General features: G+C 70.8%; 21 protein-coding genes, 1 tRNA gene and 1 other RNA gene. 11 read left to right on the top strand and 12 right to left on the bottom strand.

Translation table 11 applies throughout. From position 1 onward, the window contains the following. Positions 1–24 precede the first annotated feature (24 nt). The 5 genes from AB0B57_RS26745 to AB0B57_RS26725 all read right to left on the bottom strand — a co-directional run bounded on the left by AB0B57_RS26745 (position 25) and on the right by AB0B57_RS26725 (position 4,992). Entirely contained in the window at positions 25–984 is a 960-nt protein-coding gene (locus tag AB0B57_RS26745; RefSeq protein ID WP_357075583.1) for an ABC transporter permease, read from the bottom strand. A 74-nt stretch (positions 985–1,058) separates the two neighbouring features. Continuing rightward, the gene (locus AB0B57_RS26740; RefSeq protein ID WP_357075372.1) at positions 1,059–2,066 is read right to left on the bottom strand and encodes an ABC transporter permease; all 1,008 of its coding nucleotides are present in this window, start codon (positions 2,064–2,066) and stop codon (positions 1,059–1,061) included. Between the two features lie 97 nt (positions 2,067–2,163). Beyond that, positions 2,164–3,837: an ABC transporter substrate-binding protein gene (locus AB0B57_RS26735; RefSeq protein ID WP_357075369.1), complete on the bottom strand. Its 1,674-nt coding sequence runs from the start codon at positions 3,835–3,837 to the stop codon at positions 2,164–2,166. Between the two features lie 244 nt (positions 3,838–4,081). Continuing rightward, complete coding sequence (recR, locus tag AB0B57_RS26730; RefSeq protein WP_357075366.1) at positions 4,082–4,675, bottom strand: recombination mediator RecR; 594 nt, start codon at positions 4,673–4,675, stop codon at positions 4,082–4,084. Positions 4,676–4,683: 8 nt separating this feature from the next. Next, positions 4,684–4,992: a YbaB/EbfC family nucleoid-associated protein gene (locus tag AB0B57_RS26725; RefSeq protein ID WP_007466279.1), complete on the bottom strand. Its 309-nt coding sequence runs from the start codon at positions 4,990–4,992 to the stop codon at positions 4,684–4,686. Positions 4,993–5,193: 201 nt separating this feature from the next. On the opposite strand from AB0B57_RS26725, the gene AB0B57_RS26720 reads away from it, so the two are divergent. Further along, positions 5,194–5,919, top strand: coding sequence for a DUF998 domain-containing protein (locus AB0B57_RS26720; protein ID WP_357075363.1), 726 nt, complete (start codon positions 5,194–5,196; stop codon positions 5,917–5,919). 62 nt (positions 5,920–5,981) lie between these two features. On the opposite strand, the gene AB0B57_RS26715 is transcribed toward AB0B57_RS26720, so the two are convergent. Both AB0B57_RS26715 and ffs read right to left on the bottom strand, forming a co-directional pair. Next, a complete protein-coding gene (locus AB0B57_RS26715) occupies positions 5,982–9,110 on the bottom strand; it encodes a DNA polymerase III subunit gamma and tau (RefSeq protein ID WP_357075360.1) in 3,129 nt (1,042 codons plus the stop codon). 223 nt (positions 9,111–9,333) lie between these two features. Next, positions 9,334–9,423: signal recognition particle sRNA small type (gene ffs / locus AB0B57_RS26710), an RNA gene on the bottom strand. Between the two features lie 82 nt (positions 9,424–9,505). Here ffs and AB0B57_RS26705 point away from each other — a divergent pair. Continuing rightward, positions 9,506–9,590 (top strand) — tRNA-Ser (locus AB0B57_RS26705). Between the two features lie 122 nt (positions 9,591–9,712). Here AB0B57_RS26705 and AB0B57_RS26700 read toward each other — a convergent pair. Continuing rightward, positions 9,713–10,150, bottom strand: coding sequence for a YbaB/EbfC family nucleoid-associated protein (locus tag AB0B57_RS26700; protein WP_357075357.1), 438 nt, complete (start codon positions 10,148–10,150; stop codon positions 9,713–9,715). Between the two features lie 106 nt (positions 10,151–10,256). Between AB0B57_RS26700 and AB0B57_RS26695 the strand changes: the two genes are divergently transcribed. Then, positions 10,257–11,093: a class I SAM-dependent methyltransferase gene (locus tag AB0B57_RS26695; protein ID WP_357075354.1), complete on the top strand. Its 837-nt coding sequence runs from the start codon at positions 10,257–10,259 to the stop codon at positions 11,091–11,093. A gap of 87 nt (positions 11,094–11,180) precedes the next feature. Here the strand turns inward: AB0B57_RS26695 and AB0B57_RS26690 are convergent, their stop codons facing one another. Continuing rightward, positions 11,181–11,423 carry a flavin reductase gene (locus AB0B57_RS26690; RefSeq protein WP_357075351.1) on the bottom strand — a complete coding sequence of 81 codons (243 nt, stop codon included), beginning with the start codon at positions 11,421–11,423 and terminating at the stop codon, positions 11,181–11,183. Positions 11,424–11,621: 198 nt separating this feature from the next. Here AB0B57_RS26690 and AB0B57_RS26685 point away from each other — a divergent pair, with 198 nt between their 5' ends. The 4 genes from AB0B57_RS26685 to AB0B57_RS26670 all read left to right on the top strand — a co-directional run bounded on the left by AB0B57_RS26685 (position 11,622) and on the right by AB0B57_RS26670 (position 14,041). Next, a complete protein-coding gene (locus AB0B57_RS26685) occupies positions 11,622–12,389 on the top strand; it encodes a helix-turn-helix transcriptional regulator (RefSeq protein ID WP_357075348.1) in 768 nt (255 codons plus the stop codon). Next, positions 12,380–12,571: a DUF397 domain-containing protein gene (locus tag AB0B57_RS26680; RefSeq protein ID WP_357075345.1), complete on the top strand. Its 192-nt coding sequence runs from the start codon at positions 12,380–12,382 to the stop codon at positions 12,569–12,571. The genes AB0B57_RS26685 and AB0B57_RS26680 overlap by 10 nt, the downstream gene beginning before the upstream one ends. A 126-nt stretch (positions 12,572–12,697) precedes the next feature. Next, positions 12,698–13,393 (top strand): alpha/beta hydrolase, encoded by a 696-nt coding sequence (locus AB0B57_RS26675; protein ID WP_357075342.1) that lies wholly within the window; start codon positions 12,698–12,700, stop codon positions 13,391–13,393. A gap of 90 nt (positions 13,394–13,483) precedes the next feature. Beyond that, positions 13,484–14,041, top strand: a complete 558-nt coding sequence (locus AB0B57_RS26670; RefSeq protein ID WP_357075339.1) for a hypothetical protein — start codon at positions 13,484–13,486, stop codon at positions 14,039–14,041. Here AB0B57_RS26670 and AB0B57_RS26665 read toward each other — a convergent pair whose 3' ends face one another. Next, complete coding sequence (locus tag AB0B57_RS26665; protein WP_357075336.1) at positions 14,042–14,932, bottom strand: SDR family NAD(P)-dependent oxidoreductase; 891 nt, start codon at positions 14,930–14,932, stop codon at positions 14,042–14,044. It lies immediately after the preceding gene. Positions 14,933–15,022: 90 nt separating this feature from the next. Between AB0B57_RS26665 and AB0B57_RS26660 the strand changes: the two genes are divergently transcribed. Next, the gene (locus AB0B57_RS26660; protein ID WP_357075333.1) at positions 15,023–15,715 is read left to right on the top strand and encodes a TetR family transcriptional regulator; all 693 of its coding nucleotides are present in this window, start codon (positions 15,023–15,025) and stop codon (positions 15,713–15,715) included. 32 nt (positions 15,716–15,747) lie between these two features. After that, positions 15,748–16,242 carry a hypothetical protein gene (locus AB0B57_RS26655; protein ID WP_357075330.1) on the top strand — a complete coding sequence of 165 codons (495 nt, stop codon included), beginning with the start codon at positions 15,748–15,750 and terminating at the stop codon, positions 16,240–16,242. A gap of 13 nt (positions 16,243–16,255) precedes the next feature. Here AB0B57_RS26655 and AB0B57_RS26650 read toward each other — a convergent pair whose 3' ends face one another. Further along, positions 16,256–17,800, bottom strand: coding sequence for an alpha/beta hydrolase (locus tag AB0B57_RS26650; protein WP_357075327.1), 1,545 nt, complete (start codon positions 17,798–17,800; stop codon positions 16,256–16,258). Positions 17,801–17,841: 41 nt separating this feature from the next. Then, entirely contained in the window at positions 17,842–18,990 is a 1,149-nt protein-coding gene (locus AB0B57_RS26645; RefSeq protein WP_357075324.1) for a serine hydrolase domain-containing protein, read from the bottom strand. Between the two features lie 109 nt (positions 18,991–19,099). Between AB0B57_RS26645 and AB0B57_RS26640 the strand changes: the two genes are divergently transcribed. Further along, positions 19,100–20,329 carry a sensor domain-containing protein gene (locus AB0B57_RS26640; protein WP_357075321.1) on the top strand — a complete coding sequence of 410 codons (1,230 nt, stop codon included), beginning with the start codon at positions 19,100–19,102 and terminating at the stop codon, positions 20,327–20,329. After that, positions 20,317–20,964, top strand: coding sequence for a response regulator transcription factor (locus tag AB0B57_RS26635; protein ID WP_357075318.1), 648 nt, complete (start codon positions 20,317–20,319; stop codon positions 20,962–20,964). Before AB0B57_RS26640 ends, AB0B57_RS26635 begins: the two co-directional genes overlap by 13 nt. The last annotated feature ends 8 nt before the right edge of the window (positions 20,965–20,972 follow it).

Genomic DNA, 20,972 nt, shown 5'->3' with positions numbered 1-20,972 from the left:
CCGTGCTGATTGCGCGCACCGTGGTCACCGCCGGTTCTTCGGGTCGATCGCCTCGCGCATCGCCTCACCCAACAGGGTGAAACCGAGCGCCACCACGATGATCGCGAGCGCGGGATAGTACGCCAGCTCCGGACGGACCTCGAAGTAGCGCTGGCCGTCCACACCGAGCATCAGGCCCCACTCGGCCCGGTTGATGTCCGGGTCGCCGAGGCCCAGGAAGGAGAGCGCGGCGGCGTCCAGGATGGCCACCGCGAAGGTCAGGGTGGCCTGCACGATCACGGCGGTCAGCGAGTTGGGCAGCATGTGCCGCAGCACGATGTTGCGCTCCTTGACGCCGAGCGCGCGGGCGGCGAGCACGTGGTCGCTCTCCCGCTGGGCGAGCATGGAGCCGCGCAGCAGCCGGGCGAAGATCGGCACGCTCACGATGGCCACCGCGAAGATGACGGTCCACTGGCTCGACCGGCTGGCCATCGCGACCAGGGTGATCGCGAGCAGCAGGCTGGGCAGGGCCAGCATCACGTCGGTGAGCCGCATCAGGACCACGTCGACCCAGCCGCCGAAGGCACCGGCGATCGCGCCGATCAGCACCCCGAGGGCGAGACCGATGAGGGTCGCCAGGACGCCAACGAAGAGCGTCTGCCGGGCGCCGTAGATCATGCGGGACAGGAAGTCCCGGCCGAGTGGATCGGAGCCGAACGGGAACCCGCTGCTGGCCCCGGGGATGGTGTCCACGGTGAGGCCCTTGGTCAGCTCGTCGAAGCGCTGCACCGGGTCGTGCGGTGCGATGAGCGGGGCAAAGAGCGCCACCAGGACGAACAGCCCCACGATCACGGCACCCACGACGGCGACCGGGTTGCGCCGCAGCCGGCGCAGGGCGTCGCGGGCGAGGCTGATCCCGCCCCGGTCGGAGGCACTCGCCTGGGCCAACTCGTCGAGCCGGGCCTTCTTGCGGTCACCGAGCAGGCCGATGCTGCGCTCGCTCATGCCGGGACGGGGCTTGTCGTCCCCGGGGTTCCCGCTACGGGGAGCCGGCGTGCCGGCCTGGGTGGTCGGGTCACTCATCGCACACGCACCCTCGGGTCGATGAAGGCGTAGGAGAGGTCGACCAGCAGGTTGACCACCACGAAGACCAGCGCGGCGAGCAGGATGATCGCCTGGAGCACCGGGTAGTCCCGGCCGCCGCTGATGGAGTCGGTGATCAACGTGCCGATGCCGCCCCAGTTGTAGACCTTCTCGGTGAGCACCGCGCCGGAGAGCAGCGCACCGGTCTGCAAACCGATGGTCGTGACCACGGGCAGCAGCGCGTTGCGCAGGATGTGCCGCCCACGGATGGTGCGGTGACGCAGGCCCTTCGCCTCGGCGGTCCGTACGTAGTCCTCGTTCAGGACGTCGAGCACGCTGGCCCGGGTGATCCGCACGATCACCGCCAACGGGATGGTGGCGAGCGTGATCGCCGGCAGGATCAGGTGCCACAGGGCGTCCGCGCTCGCGTCGAACTCCCGGGTGAGCAGGCCGTCGAGCACGAAGAAGCCTGTGACGTTGGTGTTGTCCAGACCCGTGGTGAGCCGCCCGGACGGCGGGAACCAGTGGATGTTCTGGGTGAAGACATCCTTGAGCAGATAGCCCAGGAAGAAGATCGGGATGGAGATGCCGAGCAGGGTGCCGGCGATGGTGAGGTTGTCCGGCCAGCGTCCGCGCCAGCGGGCGGCCAGGTAGCCGAGCGGCACACCGAGGCCGATGGCGATGATCATCGCGGCGAGGCCCAGCTCGATGGTGGCCGGGAAGGCGCGGCTGATGACCTCGGTGACCGGGTCACCGGTCCGGATCGAGTTGCCGAAGTCGCCGGTGACGACCCGCTGCATGAACTTGCCGTACTGCACCAGGATCGGCTGGTCGTAGCCGAGCGCCTTGGTCAGCAGCACGCGGCTCTCGGGCGTGGCCCGCTCGCCGAGCAGTGCCTCGACCGGCCCTCCGGGCAGATTCCGCAGCCAGACGAAGATCAGCGCCGACAGCGCTATGAGGGTCACCACCAGCTGCAACAGGCGGCGGACTATGACTCGCAACATCTCTCACACACCAGACTCTCAAAGATCGCGGATCGGCCCGGGCCGGGAGGAACCCCGGACCCGGGCCGATCACGCCTACGGCCTCAGCCGAGGGACGTCACTTGCTGATGCTGACCGTGTTGAATCGCTCGTCGGTCAACGGGCTGGCCACCAGGCCCTTGACGTCCTTGGTGACGACGATGGCCGGCGGGGCGTGCCAGAGCGGGACGGCCGGCAGCCACTTGGCGGCGATGTCCCGGTTGACCTGCTCCCAGGCCGCCTTCTTGCCCGCGTCGTCGACGGTGCCGTCAGCCTTGGTGATGGCGTCGAACATCTCGGTCATCGACTGGTCGCCGAACTCGGCCTTGCCCCGGCCGAAGAACGTGCCGACGAAGTTGCCCGGGTCGTTGTAGTCACCCGTCCAGCCGAGGATGTGCAGGTCGTGCTTGCCGAACTGCTGCACGTCGTCCTTGAAGCCACCGTTCCACGGGCGAGGCACACCGTTGACCTTGATGCCGACGGCCTGCAGGTCGTTGGCGAGGACGGTGAAGATCTCCTGCGGGTTCGGCATGTACGGCCGGGTGACGTCCGGCGGGTAGTAGAAGTTGAGCGTCAGACCCTCGGCGCCAGCGTCCTTGAGGAGCTGCTTGGCCTTCTCCGGGTTGTAGTCGTACTTCTGCACGTCCGGCGCGTAGCCGAGGACGGTGTCCGGCAGGAACTCGTCGGCGACCTTCGCGCCACCCGGGCCCTTGGTCTGCACCAGCTGCTGGCGGTTGAGGGCGTAGGCGATCGCCTGACGCACCCGCAGGTCCTTCAGCTTCGGGTTCTTCTGGTTGAGGCCGAGGTAGAGGATGTTGAACGCCGGGCGGTTGACGACCTGGAAGCCCTCACCCTCGAGCGCCTTGCGGTCGGCCGGGGCCGGGAAGTCGATGCCCTGCACGGTGCCGGCACGGAGCTCCTGCTTGCGGGTGCTCTCGTCCTTGATGATCTTGATGATCATCTTGTCCACCTTGGCCTTGTCGCCAAAGTAGTCCGGGTTGCGGTTCAGGGTGATCTCGTTCTTGGCCTTGTCCCAGCCACCGAAGGTGAACGGGCCGGTGCCGACCGGGTTGGTGGTGGCGAAGGCGCTGTACTCGAACGAGTCGCCGTTCTGCTTCACCGTGTTGGCGTCGTACTTCTTCAACGCCTCCGGGCTCGCGATCGACAGCGAGGTCAGCGCGAAGGCCCCCGGGAAGGCGCCCTTGTACTGGTTCAGCGTGACGACCGCGGTGCCGTCGCCCTGCGCCTCACACTTGTTGTAGACCGGCTTGCCGGCGGACTCGCTCTCGTTCTTGGCGAAGCCCCCGAAGACGTCCATGTAGTAGATCATCTGGGACTGGGCGGCAGCGCCCTTCATGTTGTACCAGCGGTCGAAGTTGAAGCAGACCGCGGCGGCGTTGAACGGCGTACCGTCGTGGAACTTCACGCCCTGACGGAGCTTGAACGTCCAGACCTTGCCCTCCGGGTCGTGCTCCCAGCTCTCCGCCAGACCGCCCTGCAGCTCCGCGGTGCCCGGCTTGTGGCTCACCAGGGTGTCGAACATCTGCCGGACCGGCCGGAACGACTCACCGTCATCGTTGAAGATCGGATCGAAGTTCTTCGGGTCACCGGCACCCGCGAAGATGAAGGTGCCGCCAGTCTTGGCCTCGCCACTGTCGCCGTCGCGCTCGCTCTTCGCGCAGCCGGCCGCGCCGACCGCCAGAGCGGCAACGGCCGCGATGGCCACGGCCGTTTTAAGCCTTCTCGCCTGCATCTCTCACCTCTGTCATGCGCATGACCACGCCGAGCTGTGGCTCGGTCCGTGTGCGGGAGGCTATGACATGTCACACGCGAAGCGGAACGGGCGTTAGGCAATCGCTACCAAGCCGACACCTTGGGCCGGGGTCTGACAGTCGACGGCACGGCGAACACATGTGGCGACACATCGATCCGTGCCGGGCCGGACACCGAAACGGGGGCGGCACCGTCGGTGACGGCACCACCCCCACGGGTACGACTCAGACGGCCCGGCGCCCCTCGAAGGCCCGGCCGAGGGTGATCTCGTCGGCGTACTCCAGGTCGCCGCCGACCGGCAGCCCGCTGGCCAGCCGGGTCACCGAGATCCCCATCGGCTTCACCATCAGCGCCAGGTAGGTGGCCGTCGCCTCACCCTCGGTGTTCGGGTCGGTGGCCAGGATCAACTCCCGGACCCCGCCGCCACCGAGCCGGATCAGCAACTCCCGGATGCGCAGATTGTCCGGCCCGATCCCCTCCAGCGGATTGATCGCGCCGCCCAGCACGTGGTAGCGACCGCGGAACTCACCGGTCCGCTCGATGGCGACCACGTCCTTGGGCTCCTCCACCACGCACAGCACCTCGTCGGTGCGCCGTGTGTCGCGGCAGATCCGGCACTGCTCGGACTCGGCCACGTTGTAGCAGGTCGTGCAGAACCGCACCAGCTCCTTGACCTTGCGCAGCGCGCCGGCCAGCCGGTTGACGTCGGCCGGATCCGCCGACAGGACGTGGAACGCGATCCGCTGAGCGCTCTTCGGGCCCACGCCCGGCAGCCGGCCCAACTCGTCGATCAGGTCCTGGATGGCACCTTCGTACATCTGCCGGCTCAGAAACCGGGCAGGCCGAGGCCGCCCATGCCACCGGCGACCGGGCCCATCTTGCGCTCGGTCAGCTCTCGTGCGGCCTCGGCGGCGTTGTGCACGGCCGCGACGACCAGGTCCTCCAGCGTCTCCACGTCGTCCGGGTCGACGGCCTTCGGGTCGATCTTGATGGCCTTGAGCTCACCGGAGCCGGAGACGGTCGCGGTGACCAGCCCACCGCCGGCGGTGCCGGTCAGCTCGGCCTCGGCCAACTCGGCCTGGGCGGCGGCGATCTGCTGCTGCATCTTCTGCGCCTGCTTCAGCATCTGCTGCATGTTCGGCTGTCCACCTGGGCGCACGGATGGCTCCTTCTCGCACTCGTCTGCTCGGCCGCCGCCCAGCCTATCCGCTGGGACCGACCACACCCCGCCCGGTGCGCGCCCCACGCCGAGCCCTCCGGGTACGGCTGTCACTACCCCGAACCGGCCGGCTGCGCGTAGTGCGCCGAGACCCGCCGCACTGGTGTGCTCGACGGCATGAACCTCAACCGCACCGGCCGGGTCGGCGCGCTGTGCTGGGCCGCGGCCGCACCGATCTTCCTCGTCGCCAACCTGATCACCGGCCTGCGCTGGCGCGAGCCGACCTACAGCTGGGCCATCCACAACATCAGCGACCTCGGCAACGCCCACTGCGGCATCTGGGACACCACCAGACCCCGCTACGTCTGCTCACCGTGGCACCCGCTGATGAACGCCGCGACGCTGGTCACCGCCGTCCTGCTCGCCGCCGGGCTGCTGCTGACCTGGAGGCTCCTCGGTCGCGGCGTCGTCGTGCGCTCCGCGCAGGCGCTCCTGCTGCTGGCCACCGTCGGGTACGCCCTGGCGGCCCGCTATCCGGCCGACGTCGACGAGAACCTGCACATCCTCGGCGCATTCCTGATCATGGGACTGGGCAACGTGGGCCTCCTCGTCGCCGGCTTCGCACCACGCACCACCACGCTCGGCCGGTGGCGAGGTCTCACCGTCACCGCCGGGGTCGTCGCGCTGATCGGAACTGTGCTGTTCTTCAGCCAGCAGGCCGTCGGAATCGGCGTAGGCGGCATGGAACGCGTCGCCGTACTCCCCTTCCCCCTCTGGGCCTGCGCCCTAGGCGTCCTACAAGCCGAAACCCCCGCCCAGCCCCCGTCCGCCCCCGCCGCCCCCACCCCCGTCGACGCCCCCGCCGCCCCCGCCGTCGATCAAGGAGTTGTGGTGCCTGAATAGGCCAGCAATGGCTGGTTTGTCACCCACCACAACTCCATGATCGACGAGAGCGGGGGCCGGGCTTAGCGGGCGTCTACTTCGTTGATCTTTTCGGCGCCGAAGGTTTCCCGGAGCAGCCGTACCGCCTGCTCCTCGCTGGACTCCCGAGCGGTCTTCTCGTCGATGACCTCGTCCAACGGCTCGTCGCCCGGGTCGAACCCCTCGTAGACCGGGGCCGCCGGCGCCGCGCCACCCGGCCGACCACCGCGCACCGGGCCGTCGAAGTCCGGGTCGTAGGGCGGTTCGCCCGCCCACTCGGCGTCCGCGACGGGCCGCGCCACCGATCCGGTACGCGCACCGCGCCCCGCCGCCGCCGCGCGAGCCGCGGCGATGGCGCTGCTCACCGGTGCACCACCGGCTGTCGCCGGCTGCCGGGCCGCCGGTGTCGGGTTACCCCGCCCACCCGGGTTGCCGCCGCTCGCCGAACCGGGGCGACCTGAACCGCCCGCTCCGCCACCGCCCGGTCCGCCACCGCTGGTGCTACCGCCGTTGGTGCTACCGCCGTTCGGCCCGCCCCCGTTCGGGAAGCCGCCGTTCGGAGCGCCGCCGTTCGGGACGCCACCGTTCGCGCCGCCGCCGCCGCCGTTCGGGTGGGTCGGGGTGGGTGCCGAGCCGGGGCCGCCCGATGTGGCGGCAGAGCCTGGGTCATTCCCGGCCGACGCGCCGCCCGGACGGGCAGCCTCCGGCCAGTCCTCGTCATCTGTCGCCTCGGCGGCGGGAGCGCCACCTCCGGGGAGGGCCGCCTCCGGCCAGTCGTCCTCGTCGTCCGCCGACGCGACGGGCTGCGCCGCGCCCTGTCGGCCCGAACCGTAACCATCTGCCGACCCGGCAGGCTGCGTTACGCCCTGCCGACCCGAGCCGGGACCGCCTGCCGACGCGGCAGGCTGCGTTACGCCCTGCCGACCCGAACCGGGACCGCCGAAGCCTTCGCCGCTCTCATCGGCACGCGCACCCGGGCCTCCAGGCACGCCACCATGGGCACCCGGACCGGCAGCGCCGCTCGGGTTCGCCGCGGCGGCCGACCCACCCGGCAGACCAGCCGCGCCACTCGCACCCGCCGCGGCGGGCGGCCCACCCGGCAGACCAGCCGCGCCGCTCGGATTCGGTGCGGCGGGCGGTGCGCTCGTCGGGCCGGCGGCGGCGTTCTCGTGCGGGGCGGCAGTCGGAGTCGACGCGGGGGTGGCGGGTCGGGCCGGTGCGGCGGATTGCGAACGCTGCGAACCGGACAGCGACACGCCACCACGCTCACCGGCGACCTCGCAGCGGATCTGCCAGCGCCCGCCCAACTCCTCGTAGAGCGCGTCGGTGAGCACCGCCGCGTGATCGGCCATCATCTTGGCCAGCACCGTGGACTTCACCGTCAGCACCAGCATGTCGCCGTCGAGTTCGCGGACCACGGCGTCGCGCATCAGGGCGGCGATCCGCTTGTTGGTCCGGTTGACCTTGCCGACCACGTCGGGCCAGACGCGGCGGACCGCGACGGCGTCCAGTGCGGCGGGCGGCGCACCAGGTCGGGGCGGCTGCGGCGTGGCCGGGTCGGGGAGCACCGCCGATGGCGGTACCACGCGACGGGGGGCCGGGCCGGCGGGCGAGACGGGTGCGGACCCGGCGACGGCCGACGCGCCGGGTGAGGCCGGGATCGGCGAGTCGGCAGCCGAGACGTGCGAGGCCGGCACACCCGAGGCCGAAGCGTGCGAGGCCGGAGCGCCAGAGGTCGGTACACCCGAGGCCGGGGCACCAGAGGTCGGAGCCGGTGCGCCCGGGACCTGACCGGGCGAGGCAGGCGCTCCGGAGACCGCGGGAGCACCCGAGCCCGCGGCGCTCTGGGCGGGGGACGTTGCCGGGTCGACCGCCCACGGCGGGGCGGAGGTCGGGGCGTTGACGGGTGCGGGGCTTGCGGCAGCCGGGACCGGGGTGCCCGGCTGTGGGCGTACCCCTTGGTGGTTGGTTGGCGCGAAGCCGGCGGCGGCCGACGGCGCGTCGGTGCCGACCAGGGTGAGCCGGCGTTCCATCCGTTCGAGGCGTTGGAGGAGGGCGTTGGTGGAGTCGTCCACGCCGGGCAGCAGCATCCGGGCGCAGATCAGCTCCAGCAGCAGGCGGGGTGCGGTGGTGCCGCGCATCTCCACCAGGCCGTCGTGCACGATGTCGGCGCAGCGGGAGAGCGTGGCCGGGCCGAGTTGCGAAGCCTGGGCGGCCATCCGCTCGATCTGGTCGGCGGGGCCGTCGATGAGGCCCTTCGCGGCGGCGTCCGGCACCTGCTGGATGACGATGAGGTCGCGGAGCCGTTCGAGCAGATCCGAGGCGAACCGGCGCGGGTCGTGCCCGGCCTCGGCGACCCGGTCGACGGTGGCGTAGGCGGCGGCGCCGTCACCGGCGGCCAGCGCGTCGCACATCTCGTCGATCAGCGCGGCGTCGGTGACCCCGAGCAGCGCGGCGGCCCGCGCGTAGCTGACGCCCTCCGGGCCGGCGCCGGCCATGAGCTGGTCGAGCACCGAGAGGCTGTCCCGGGCGCTGCCGCCACCGGCGCGGACCACCAGCGGGAAGACCGCCGGCTCGACGGCGACGCCCTCGGCCTGGGTGAGTTGCTCCAGGTACGGGCGGAGGACCTTCGGCGGGATCAGCCGGAACGGGTAGTGGTGGGTGCGCGACCGGATGGTGCCGAGGACCTTCTCCGGTTCGGTGGTGGCGAAGATGAACTTGACGTACTCCGGAGGCTCCTCGACCAGCTTGAGCAGGGCGTTGAAGCCCTGGGTCGAGACCATGTGCGCCTCGTCGATGACGTAGATCTTGAAGCGGCTGCTGGCCGGCGCGAAGAACGCGCGCTCGCGCAGCTCGCGGGCGTCGTCGACACCGCCGTGGCTGGCCGCGTCGATCTCGATCACGTCGATGGAGCCGGCACCGTCGGTGGCCAGCGAGCGACAGGACCCACACTTGCCGCACGGTTCGGGGGTGGGGCCCTGCTCACAGTTGAGCGAGCGGGCCAGGATCCGCGCGCTGGAGGTCTTGCCGCAGCCGCGCGGGCCGGAGAAGAGGTAGGCGTGGTTGAGCCGCCCGCTGCGCAGCGCCTGCGACAGCGGCTCGGTCACGTGCTCCTGACCGATGACCTCAGCGAAGGTACGCGGCCGGTACTTGCGGTAGAGCGCCAGCGTCACTCGTCCCGCCTCCTCTCGACCGAGCCATTCTGCGCCGGTCAGGCGCGGGTGACCACCCACCACCCCGGGGCGTCTGGGCCTGCGGGCTCGACTTCCTGGCCGCCGGGCTCGACTTCCTGGTTGCCGGGCTTGATCGACTCGGCTTCCTGGAAACCGCGGTGTCCGCGTGGCCGGGACACCGCGACATCATGAATGTCGAGTGGATCAACCGGCCCACAGACAAAAAGGCCTCCCGTGCACCCGGCAGAGCTCGCTTATCCTTGCTGCCTTCCGGCCCTGGGGAGGTTCACGAGATACCGCCGCACGGGAGGTGCCGCCAAGCCTACCCGACCGCCGGTCGATCTTCAGGGGGTGGTGGGGTGGCCCGGCCGGCGGGGGCCTGTATCCTGGCTCGCGGAGGATTCGCCTAGAGGCCTAGGGCGCACGCTTGGAAAGCGTGTTGGGTTTACACCCTCACGAGTTCGAATCTCGTATCCTCCGCTCGCCTGAGCTGCACGAACGACAGGGCCGGCCCCGTTGGGGCCGGCCCTGAGTCGTCGGGGCGGCTCTAACGACGCGGCCCACGCTGCTCGGCGTCGACCTCGAACCCGCCGCTCAGCGGGTCACCACCGGCCGTGCTGCTCGCCTGGATCGTCCACCGCGGGGTTGGCGTCGCGCAGCTGCTGGCCGACGCGTTCGGCGATTGCCCGTGCGGCGGGCGAATCGGTCCCCAGGGTGTCGCCGATGATCTCCTGAGCGCGGTCGGCCAGTTGCCGCTTGGCCACACCGATCGTGTTCATGATCGTCCGGGCGACGACATCGGGCGCGACCCGTTGGGCCCGCTGGCCGAGCTGTAGATCGACGAGCGCCCCCGCCGAGTCGACGGTGACCTCCACCAGCCCGTTGCCGTCGGCGACCGTCACCCGTAGCTCCTGGATCCGGTCACTCATCGCGTCGGTGGCGCTCGCCAACTGGTCCAGGCGCCCCTTCCACTCTGCCAGCCGATCCATGGCGCCGTCCGGGTCCAGGAGCCCTCCCGCGTGTGGAACCTCGGCAGTCATGTGTCCCCTCGGTCGCTCAAAGTGATCATGGTGAGCGGAGGGAGATTAACATGAACCGGCGTTTATCTGAGGCGTCACAACCCGCCTTCGTGGTCTCATCGACGTCGTGACAGAGGCGACGTGGCAGTGGGACGAGACCTTGTACGCGGGCAGCGCCCGCCACTACAGCGTCGGACGGCTGCCCTATCCACCCGGTCTCGCCGAGGCCATCCGCGGCGCGCTCGACCTTGACGGCACCGGTCGGCTCCTCGACGTGGGCTGCGGGCCCGGATCGTTGACGCTGCTGCTCGCCCCCCTGTTCGAGACGGCGGTGGGCGTCGACGCCGACCAGGACATGCTCGCAGAGGGCCGACGCCGGGCCGACGGCCTCGGGGTAACAAATGTCGAGTGGCGACACCTACGCGCCGAGGCCCTGCGGGCCGACCTGGGTACGTTCCGGGTGGCCTCGTTCGCCCAGTCGTTCCACTGGATGGATCGCCTGCTGGTGGCTCGTCGCGTCCGCGACATGCTCACGCCCGACGGTGCCTGGGTCCACGTCGGCGCCAACACGCATCAGGGCGTGGCCGGCGACGACGTGCTGCCCTACCCCCGAGCGCCCTGGCCGCAGATCAACGACCTGGTGGCGAGCTACCTGGGGCCGGTCCGCCGGGCCGGGCAGGGGCTGTTGCCAGCGGGCACCGCCTCGGGCGAGGGCGAGGTCATGCGCGAGGCGGGCTTCACCGGCCCCACCCGAGTCACCGTCGAACAGGGGGTCGTCGTGGAACGCACCGTGGACGAGATCACCTCTGCGGTGTTCTCGCTGTCCAGCTCGGCACCACACCTGTTCGCCGACCGGCTCGCGGCCTTCGAGGCGGATCTGCGCCAGCTCTTGACGGCTGCCGCACGCGACGGCCGCTTCGCCGAGCGGCGAAGCGACATCGAGGTGGCGATCTGGCGCCCCTGACATCCAGTGCCGCCACGGGGAGCGTGCAGCACGCCCGGGCCCAGGCGAAGCAGCTCGGCCACGCGGCAGCTCGGCCCCGCACGGAGGTCAGGCACGGGCGCGGGCCCAGGAGAGGAAGCGTTCGCTCAGGCGGGCCGGATCGACGTCGGTGAGGTGTTCGCCGGCCTCGACCTGAAGTGTCGCCAGGTAGACGGTCAACGCCAGCCGATCGTGCCGGTACTCGCCGAGCAACCGCAGCTTCGCCGCCGAGCACGGCCAGGCGATGCCGCACGCCGCGCAGCGCCAGGTGGGACGGGTCGGCAGGTGATCCCGGTGGCGGCGGCGGGGCATGCGCGGGCCTCCTTCGGCCTGGAAGGGTGCCGCCCCGCTTCCCCGTCGGGGCGGCACCCGAGCTGACGCCGACCGCCGGGCTCCTGCGCCTCCACCGGCCACGCCGTCTTCTGCGAACCACCCTCGGGCGCGTCACCAGACAACTACACCGCGTATCGATATGGTTTCCAGATATCAGAGACATCCGATGGAGGAGCCGTGAACGACGCGTTGCGGGTGGCGCTCAGCGACACCGGGCACACCGCCGAATCCCTCGCCGAGACCGTTGGCGTCGACCCGAAGACCGTGGGGCGTTGGTTGGCCGAGGGGCGCATCCCGCATCCCCGACACCGCCTGGCAGCAGCGGAGGCCCTCCATAAGGACGTGTCGGACATTTGGCCAGACACTTCAAGACGTCGTGACCCCATTTGGTTCCGTTCGTGGCAGGAGATCGAGCGGGAGGCGGTGTCGCTGCGGTCGTACGAATCGACGGTTCTGCCGGGGTTGCTGCAAACCGCGGCGTACGCCCGCGCGGTGCTGACCGGCGCGGGCCTGATCCCTCGGGGCGAGATCGAGCGGCATCTCACGGTCCGCCTCGGCCGCCAGGGTGTGCTCAAGCGAGACGACCCGCCGCAGTTCACGGCGGTCATCGACGAGGCGGTCATCCGCCGTCCGGTCGGCGGCCGGTCGACCATGCGCGAGCAACTGCTGGCCGTGGCGGCGGCCTGCGCCGAGCCGCACATCCGGGTGCACGTGGTGCCCAGCGCTGTCGGTGCCTACGCCGGCCTGAACGGGCCGTTCGTGATCGCGCACAGCCATGACCACCGGGTCGCCGGCTACCTGGACAACCAACTCCAGGGACAAGTCGTTAGCGACCCGGACGAGATCGCGACCATAATGGCGGCATGGGAGAACGTGCGCGGGGAGGCGCTGTCCCACCGGCAGTCGGTCGATCTCATCACGGAAGTGGCGGAGTCATGGAGCTGAACGGCGCACGGTGGCGCAAGAGCAGCCGCAGCAGCGGCAACGGCGGCAACTGCGTGGAGGTCGCCGACAACCTGGCCGACGTGGTCGGCGTACGGGATTCCAAGGACCCGGCCGGCCCGGCGCTCGTCTTCGCGCCGACGGCGTGGCGTGCGTTCGTCAGTCAGCTCGCCCGGCGGGCCTGACTGGGTCCGACGACTCGGTAACCCGTCCGGCGGACGCGACCCAGCGAGACCGTGGACAGCCACCCCGAGGACCAACGTGGCCAGCACATGCCCCGGGGATGACTGTCGAAGCGTAGGGAGACGGCGATGAGAGTGGTCTTCGTGCACGGTGCCTGCGTCCGCGACGGGGAGTGGTGGTGGTCGCGGGTCGCGGACGCACTGGGAGCCGACGGGCTGGACAGCGTCGCGGTCCGGCTGCCGAGCTGCGGCGAGGTGGCGGGTGCCGCGTCCGACTTCGCGGCGGACGTCGCGGAGACTCGACGGGTGCTGCGCGAGGTCGGCCCGGCGGTGCTGGTGGGGCACTCCTACGGCGGGGTGGTCGCGACCGAGGCCGCCGACGCCGGCGAGGTCGCTCATCTGGTGTACGTCAGCTCTTTCCTGCCGGACGTCGGGCAGGCCCTTGCCCACCTCGGCCCGGCGGAGCCGGCCCCCCACCTGGAATTCTTTCCGGACGGCACATTTGGCGCGCGACGCGAGTCGGTGCGCGACCTGTTTCTCCAGGACTGCGACGAGCAGGCGGTCGAGGGCGCGGTCGCCCGCCTGACCCGGCAGGACGCTTCGGTGCTCACCGCCCCGGTCCGGTACGCGGGTTGGCGTCACCTGCCGTCGACGGCGATCGTCTGCGCCGAGGACCGGGCCACACCTCCCACTCTCCAACGGTCCCAGGCCGCCCGCGCGACCCGAACCGTCGAACTACCCGCCGGCCATCACCCGATGCTGTCCCATCCGCACCTGCTCGCCGACACGATGCGGGCCGTAGCGGTGCCGCCGGGGCGGGCCTGACCACCACACGGGTACGGTGCCAGGCACCGACGGACCACACCACCGTCGTACACATGTTCTATCCACAGGCTGTGGACGACGGAGAGATTGATGGGTTACCAGCTCAGCGCGGTGGTCGCGGACGCCGAGCTGCTCCGGGAGCAGACCGCCGAGCTGGATCACGCGGTCCTCGGCGAGTTACGCCAGGACTTCGCACTGCTGCCGGTCACCCCGCAGTTGATTGTCGAGCTGACCGGGTCACTGCCGGACTACGCGGCGGACAATCCCAGCGTCGCGCAGCCGTTCGGGCTGGTGCTGTCGCCGCCGCTTGTCGAGTTGCTGTCGGCGTGGTCCATGTCGGGGCCTGTGGCGTACCTGGAGGCGGAGTTCTTCGGCGGCGACGGCTACCAGTCGGCGGCGGTGTGGCTGGGCGGGACGCTGTCGTGGGGCCCACACTTCGACGATGTCCTCGACGCCCCGCGCGACAGATGGCCGATCAACTCGGCGTTGACGCGGCTCGGCGTGGAGCCGGGTGCGTGGATCGACCCGTTCGCCGAACTGGGGTTGCACCTGGAGCGCAACACCGACGGCTGGTTGGCGCACGGGCGGCGTCGGCTCAGCGCCGACTACTGGGACGAGTTGGTCGAGCAGTGGGAGGAAGACCGCTGACTACGCCACCGGCTCGGCCTGGCCGGCGAGCTTCCCGCAGAGCGCCCAGATGCTGTCGCGGTTGTGCTTGTCGAGGACCGCGGCGGGCCATGGGGTGCGCTGGGACCGGCTGTTGACGTAGGTCCGGTGCATTCCCTGCACCTGCGGGCTGGAGGCGAGGTAGATGCTGGACTTCGACGCCTTGACCACCGCCCGGTGTCCGTAGAGGACCGGCAACGCCAGACGGAGCAGCGGCACGACGGGCCGCGCCAGCGTCGGGTAGGTGTTGCTGGTCAGGCCCTGGTTCATCGACGTGTACGCGTGGCCGGGGTAGGCCACGTTGAGTGTCACGCCGGTCCCGGTCAGGCGTTCGGCGAACGTGTAGCTCATCGCCATCAGCGCCAGCTTGGTCTGGTTGTAGAACGACAGCCCGACGTAGGACTTCTCGCCCTGCAGGTTGCCGAGGTCGATTCGTCCTCGCGGAATGCCGCCGGTGATGTTGATGACCCGGGCCGCCGGGACGCGTTTCAGCGCCGGCAGCAGCAGGTGGGTCAGCAGATACGGGGCGATGACGTTGGCGGCGAAGGCGGTCTCGATGCCGTCCTCGGTCAGTTCGCGTCGTTCCCTGGTCACGCCGACGTTGTTGATCAGCACGTCCACGCTGCCGTACCGCGCGGTCACCTGGTCGGCCAGTCGGTGCAGGTCGCGCCGCCGGGTCAGATCGGCGGTGAGCGTGTCGACGGTGCCGTTGCCGGTGTCGCGCTGGAGCTCCACTGCCGCAGCGGCTGCCCGACCAGGATCGCGCCCGACGAGCACGACACGGGCGCCGAGCCGAGCCAGGCCGCGGGCGGTCTCCTTGCCGATGCCGCCCGTGCCGCCGGTCACCAGGACGGTTTTGCCGTTCAGCGTCATCGCCGTCGCCTCCCTCTGCTCAGGTCGACATCAATATACGACACCGAGTGACAGGTTCGACATTCGATGCCGCGAAGTAGACTTCGGTGCGTGGCTGATGGACTACGGGACCGCACGCGGCGCGCGGTTCGCGCAGAGCTCGCCCGAGTGGCGCTGGACCTGTTCGCGGCACGCGGGTTCGACGAGACGACTGTCGACGAGATCGCCCAGGCCGCCGGGCTGACCAAACGCAGCTTCTTCCGCTACTTCCCGGCGAAGGAAGACGCCGTGTTCGGCGGGGTGGACGTCACCGGCGAACAGGTCGTCGAGGACATCCGCGCACGGCCCGCCGACGAGGACCCGTGGGAGTCCCTGCATCAGGTGCTGAGCCAGTGGGAACGGCAGATCCACACGTCCGAGCAGACGCTGGCCAGCCTCCGCCTGATCGAGTCGACCCCGTCGCTGCGTGCCCGCCTGCATCAGAAGCGGGCACAGTGGCGCCGACACGTCAGCGACGCCCTGCGCGATCGACCGGGCGTGCGGCTCGACCCGTTCGACGCGGAGCTCCTCACCAACGCCGCGGCCACGATCCTGGACACGGTGTCGCAGGAATGGCTGCGTTCCGACGGCACTGCCGACCGAGCCGCACTCCTCGACCGAGCCTTCACATTCCTGCACCCGGTAGCCACTATCCGTGGACACCGCGACGGTCCTTTCGCGACGCCCCCGCAGGCAGCGCAGAAATACGGAGACCGGCAGCAACCTGAGCGCTCCCGTCCCGTTGGGGACTGGGGGATTCCATGAAATTGCGACAATTTGCGTTTATTGCCATGCTGATGACGGCTGCCTTGATCGCTGGCAGCGGAGTGCCGCCGACCGGGCCGATCCCGGACGGCCAACCCGCCAGCAGCGTGGAGATCATCGACCTGAACGGCCTGCGCAACATCGAGTTCGGTGCCAGCGAGGAAGAGCTGACCCGACGCGGCATCCTGCTGACCACCATGGATGCGTGCGGGCCGATGCTCGCCGGCCACGACACGGTCAGCCCGGTCTTCATGGACGACAGGCTGGTGCTGCTCTGGGTCGGTGCGCCGATGCGGACACCGGAGGGCATCACCGCCGGGTCGCCCATCGACCAGGTCTGGGCCCGCTATCCGCTCGTCACCCGACTGCGCGCTCCGCACGGCACGCACCGCCTGGACGGGCTACTCGCCCGCAGCGGCGACCGCGCGTACCTCTTTCTACACAACGGACGCACGGTCCAGAAAACCATCGCCGGGTACGCGGACTGGGCCCGCCGCCTCTTCGAGGAGGGTGCGGGCCCATGCTGACCGACGTAGATGATCAGGGTGCCGTGGTGCCAACGCAGTCGAGGTCGTTGGCCGGCAACGTGCCGTCGGCGAGATAGTCGATGACCACCCCATCCACGCACGCGTTGCCGTAGTTGCCGAAGACTCCGTGGATCCGCGCATCGCGCAGGGTGAGCAGCCGGGAGCCGGTCAGCGCCCGGTGCATCGCCTGGCCGTGCGGGTAGATCGTCCGGGTGTCTCCGGTCGACTGCACGATCAGGGCGGGCACGGCGTTCCGCACGACTGTCGGCCGCTCCCGTGGCTGCTGCGGCCAGAATGCGCACGGAGTGATCGCCCTGGTCAACTCCCCGAATCGGGGTTCGCTGGCACGATGCGCACGGATGTCGCGCCAGTAGTCCTCCGGATCGCGGGACACCGGCACGTCGCCACAGAGAATCGCGGCCTGCACGCTGCCCGTTGCCGACTCGGCACCGGTCAGCAGGAACGACAGCGTGTCCGCCAACGACGCGGTGGGTGTCGCCGAGCCCGTCGCCGTGGCCTGCCGAAGCACCTGGACTGTCTGGGCGAGGTCGGCGTGGGTCTCGTCCCGGTCGTCGCTGAGCCGGTTGAGCAGCAGGTACGGCAACGACTGTCGGTCGACCTGGTAATCGCCCACCCGCAGCGGACGACGGGTCGCGGCGGCCCAGATCCCGTCCACGACGGCCAACACCTGCTGGCCGGTGCCGCCCAGGCCGTACCGGTCATCGTGGCGGGCCACCCAGTCGGCCCAGTCGCGTAGTGCGACCTCGTTGGCCGGCCCGGCCTCGCGCAGCACCCGCGCGCCGTAGCTCTCCGGGTCGACCGCGCTGTCCAGGACGACCCGATCCACGCGCCGGGGGAACATCTGCGTGTAGACCGCGCCGAGGTACGTGCCGTAGGAGTAGCCGAGGTAGGACAGCTTCGACTCGCCGAGCACGGCCCGCAGGAGATCCATGTCGCGGGCCGTGTTTCGCGTGGTGGCGTGTGGGAGCAGGGCGCCGCTACGACGAGCGCACCGGGCAGCGAGATCCCGTTCGAAGCTGGTCAACCGGTCGAAGGACGCGCGGCCCGGCGCGGCCGAGCGGGTGAAGGTGCCGGTCGGCCAGCCGCAGTCCAGTGGGGTACTGCGACCGACGAACCGGGGATCCAACCCGACCAGGTCGAACCTCGCCCCGACGTCACCCGTCCACTGTCGAATCGGCAGGACATCCGACATCCCCGGCGCACCGGGTCCACCGGTGTTCAGCAGCAGGACGCCGACGCGGCGCTCGGTGTCGGTCGCCGCGAGCCGGGACAGCGCCAGGGTGATGGTGCTGCCGCCCGGGCGGGCGTAGTCCAGTGGAACCGTCAGCTCGGTGCAGGTCGCGCCGGCCTGATCCAGCTCCGCACCTGCCTGGTCCGCCGAGCCCCGCTGACAGGCGTGCCAGGAGAGGCGTTGTCGCTCGTAGCCGCTCAGATCGTCGGCGCGTGCCCGCACCGGGCCGACCGCCGCGCTCACGGTGACGGCGACCAGCACCGCCATCGTCCTGGTCGCGCTGGTGAGCACACCATTCCAGGTCATTCTCGTCTCCTCTGTTGTCGGGAAGTGCGCCCGGCGAGGGCTCACCGGGCCTCGCACAGGGCGGTGTGCAGGGTCTCGGACAGCGCCTGCCAGCTCTCGTACGACGCTGGCTCGTCGTTGACGACGAGCTGCGCCCGTCGACCGTCGGCGGTGACGCCGCCCAGGGTGCGGAAGCCCGGCGTGGTCCCGCCGTGCCCCCAGTAGCGGGTTCCGCCACAGTCGGCCAGCGGCGTCGAGATGATCCCGAGCCCGTACCGGGCGGCGGGCCACAGCCGATCCGGATCAGCCGGCACGGTCTGGGTCATCTCGGCGAGGCGGACGGAGTCCAGCAGTCGACCGCCGAGCAGTGCGGCGAAGAAGCGGTTCTGGTCGGCGAGGGTCGAGACCAGCGCCCCACCAGCCCCGCCGTACGACATGTTGAACTCGGTGACGTCTCGCCGTTGCTCAGCTCCGGCCAACGCGTAGCCGCGCGGATGTGGCCCCCGGATCCGCAGGGAGTCGCCGGGCCAGTAGGTGTCGCGCAGGCCCAACGGCCGGATGATCCGCCGGGTGATCTCCACGCCGATGTCGCGGCCGGTGACCCGCTCGACGATCAGGCCGGCGAGGACGTAGTTGGTGGTCGAGTAGTGCCAGCCCGCACCGGGTGCCGGCTGGGCCAGCGCCATCGCGACCAGCTCCGCCGACGAGTAATGCCGATAGCGCCAGCGATCCACCCAGTCCCAGTCCAGCGCGTCGACGTGGTCGGGCAGGCCGCTGGTGTGCCACAGCAGATCGCGAACGGTGATCCGCCGACCGTCGTGCCCGTCGCCCCGGACCAGGCCCGGCAGGTGGGTCTCGATGGGCGCGTCCAGCAGCAGACGGCCCTCGGCGACGAGTTGCAGCACCACCGTCGCGGTGAACGTCTTGGTGGAGCTGCCGATCCTGATCCGCTCGTCGACCCGCATCGGCCGGCCGGTGCGCAGGTCGGCCCGGCCGCTGGCGTCGGACCACCGGCCACAGCTTGGCCCGTACGCCTCGATGGCCGCGCCCGCCAGCCGGTGGGTGGCGGTCAGCTCGTGTAACGCGGCAGTCGTCGCCGCCAGATCGGCGCACCCCTGGCCTGGTCGGCGCGCTGCGGCCGGTGCGCCAGCGGCACTGAGAGCGAGCAGGACGACCCCGACGAGCACACCGAGACGTTGCGGTTTTCTCATGTCGTCGACGCTAGGGACCACCGGGCGCACCGGCGAGGGAGCAGAGTCCCGAACCGATGGTGTAGCTGGCTACACTGCCTGGCCTCCGTTGTGGACGGAGAATGTGACGATGCGGCGGGCATGGTTCGCAACGACGTACCTGGTGACCGGCGGGGCCACCGCGATCGCGGCGGCGGTCTCGATCGGCGCCCTTGCCGGGGCGCTCGGTCTGAGCCTCGTCCTGGTCGGCGTCGCACTGGTGCTCCCAGCCGTGCGCCTTCTCCGGTCGCTCGCCCTCCTGGAGCAGCAGCGTGCGGCCCGACTGCTGATCGCGCTGGCCATCACTGAGCCCTGGCCGGCAGGGGAATCCCCGGCCGGCCCTCTGCGTGCCGCCGCGGCCGCCTCGGGTGCTGCGCCCACCCGCCGGAGTGCGGCCTGGCTGACCGTGCACGCCATCGCCGGCGTGCCACTCATGGCCGGCGTCCTGCTGCTCTGGGTGTTCGCGCTGGGCGGGGTGATCGTCCCGCTCACGTGGTGGGTCGCGCCGGACGAGGCACCACTCACCTTCGTCGTGCCGATCACGAGCTGGGGCGACGCACTGCTGGTGCCACCGCTGCTCGCGCTCGCCGCGTTGACGCTCCTGCGGTCGGCCGTTCCGGCCTTCGGCGTGGCGTACGCCCGGGCTGCCCGGACGGCGCTCGCGCCGTCGTCGCGGAGCCGGTTGGAGCGCCGGGTCACGGAACTGACCGCCACCCGGTCCGGCGCGCTCGACGCGCACGCGGCGGAGCTACGACGGATCGAGCGCGACCTGCACGACGGCACCCAGGCCCGGCTGGTGGCGATCGCCATCCACCTCGGCGTCGCGCAGGGTCAACGAGCCGCCGACCCGGCCCTGGCGGACCAGTTGGTCGACCGTGCCCGGGCAAACGTCGAGGCGGCGCTCACCGAGCTGCGGGCCGTGGTGCGGGGCATCTATCCGCCGATTCTCGCCGACCGAGGGTTGCCCGGCGCGGTGCACGCGCTCGCCGCCGACTGTCCGGTGTCGCTCACGGTCCGGGTCACCCCGCTGCAACGACTACCGGCGGCGTTGGAGAGCGCCGCCTACTTCGTCGTCGCGGAGGCGCTGACCAACATCGCCCGACACAGCAGGGCGACCGGCGGCGACCTGCGTGTCGAACATCGGGCGGGCCAGCTCGTGGTCAAGGTGACAGATGACGGTGTCGGCGGCGCGCGGACATCGGCCGGCACCGGCCTGACCGGCATCCGCCGCCGGGTCGCGGCCCTGGACGGCCGGGTCGAGCTGAGCAGCCCGATCGGTGGGCCGACGGTGCTGCGGGTGGAGCTGCCGTGCGCGTCCTGATCGCCGAAGACAACATCCTGCTCCAGGAGGGGCTCAATCTGCTGCTCAGCACCGCCGGCTTCGAGGTGACGGCAGCGGTGGACGCACCGGCCGACATCATCGCGGCGATCGACCGGCAGCGGCCCGACGTCGCGATCATGGACATCCGACTCCCGCCCACGTTCCGCGACGAAGGGCTCCGGGCCGCGTTGACCGTGCGCCGGCACCACCCGGGGTTGCCGGTGCTGCTGTTGTCGCAGTACGTGGAGCGGGCCTACGCGACCGAGCTGCTCGCCGACGGGCAGGGCGCCGTCGGTTACCTGCTCAAGGACCGGGTGTCCCGCGTCGACGAGTTCCTCGACGCCCTGCGTCGGGTCGCCGCCGGCGGCACCGTGCTGGACCCGCAGGTCGTGGCCCAGCTCGTCGCCGCCCGGCGTAGCCCGCTCGCCGACCTCACTCCACGCGAACGCCAGGTGCTCGCGCTGATGGCAGGAGGCAGCACCAACACCGGCATCGCCACCCAGCTCGTGATCACCGAGCGCGCGGTGAGCAAACACATCGGCAACATCTTCCTCAAACTCGATCTGCCGCCCGACACCGACGTGCACCGCCGGGTCGCCGCGGTGCTCACCTTCCTCAACGACCCAGGCCGATGAGCAGCGAT

It is taken from the genome of Micromonospora sp. NPDC049101, from assembly GCF_040648675.1.
Lineage (GTDB): Bacteria > Actinomycetota > Actinomycetes > Mycobacteriales > Micromonosporaceae > Micromonospora.
The sequence above is the reverse complement of the archived record's forward strand: the minus strand, read 5'-3'. Positions and strand labels throughout refer to the sequence as shown.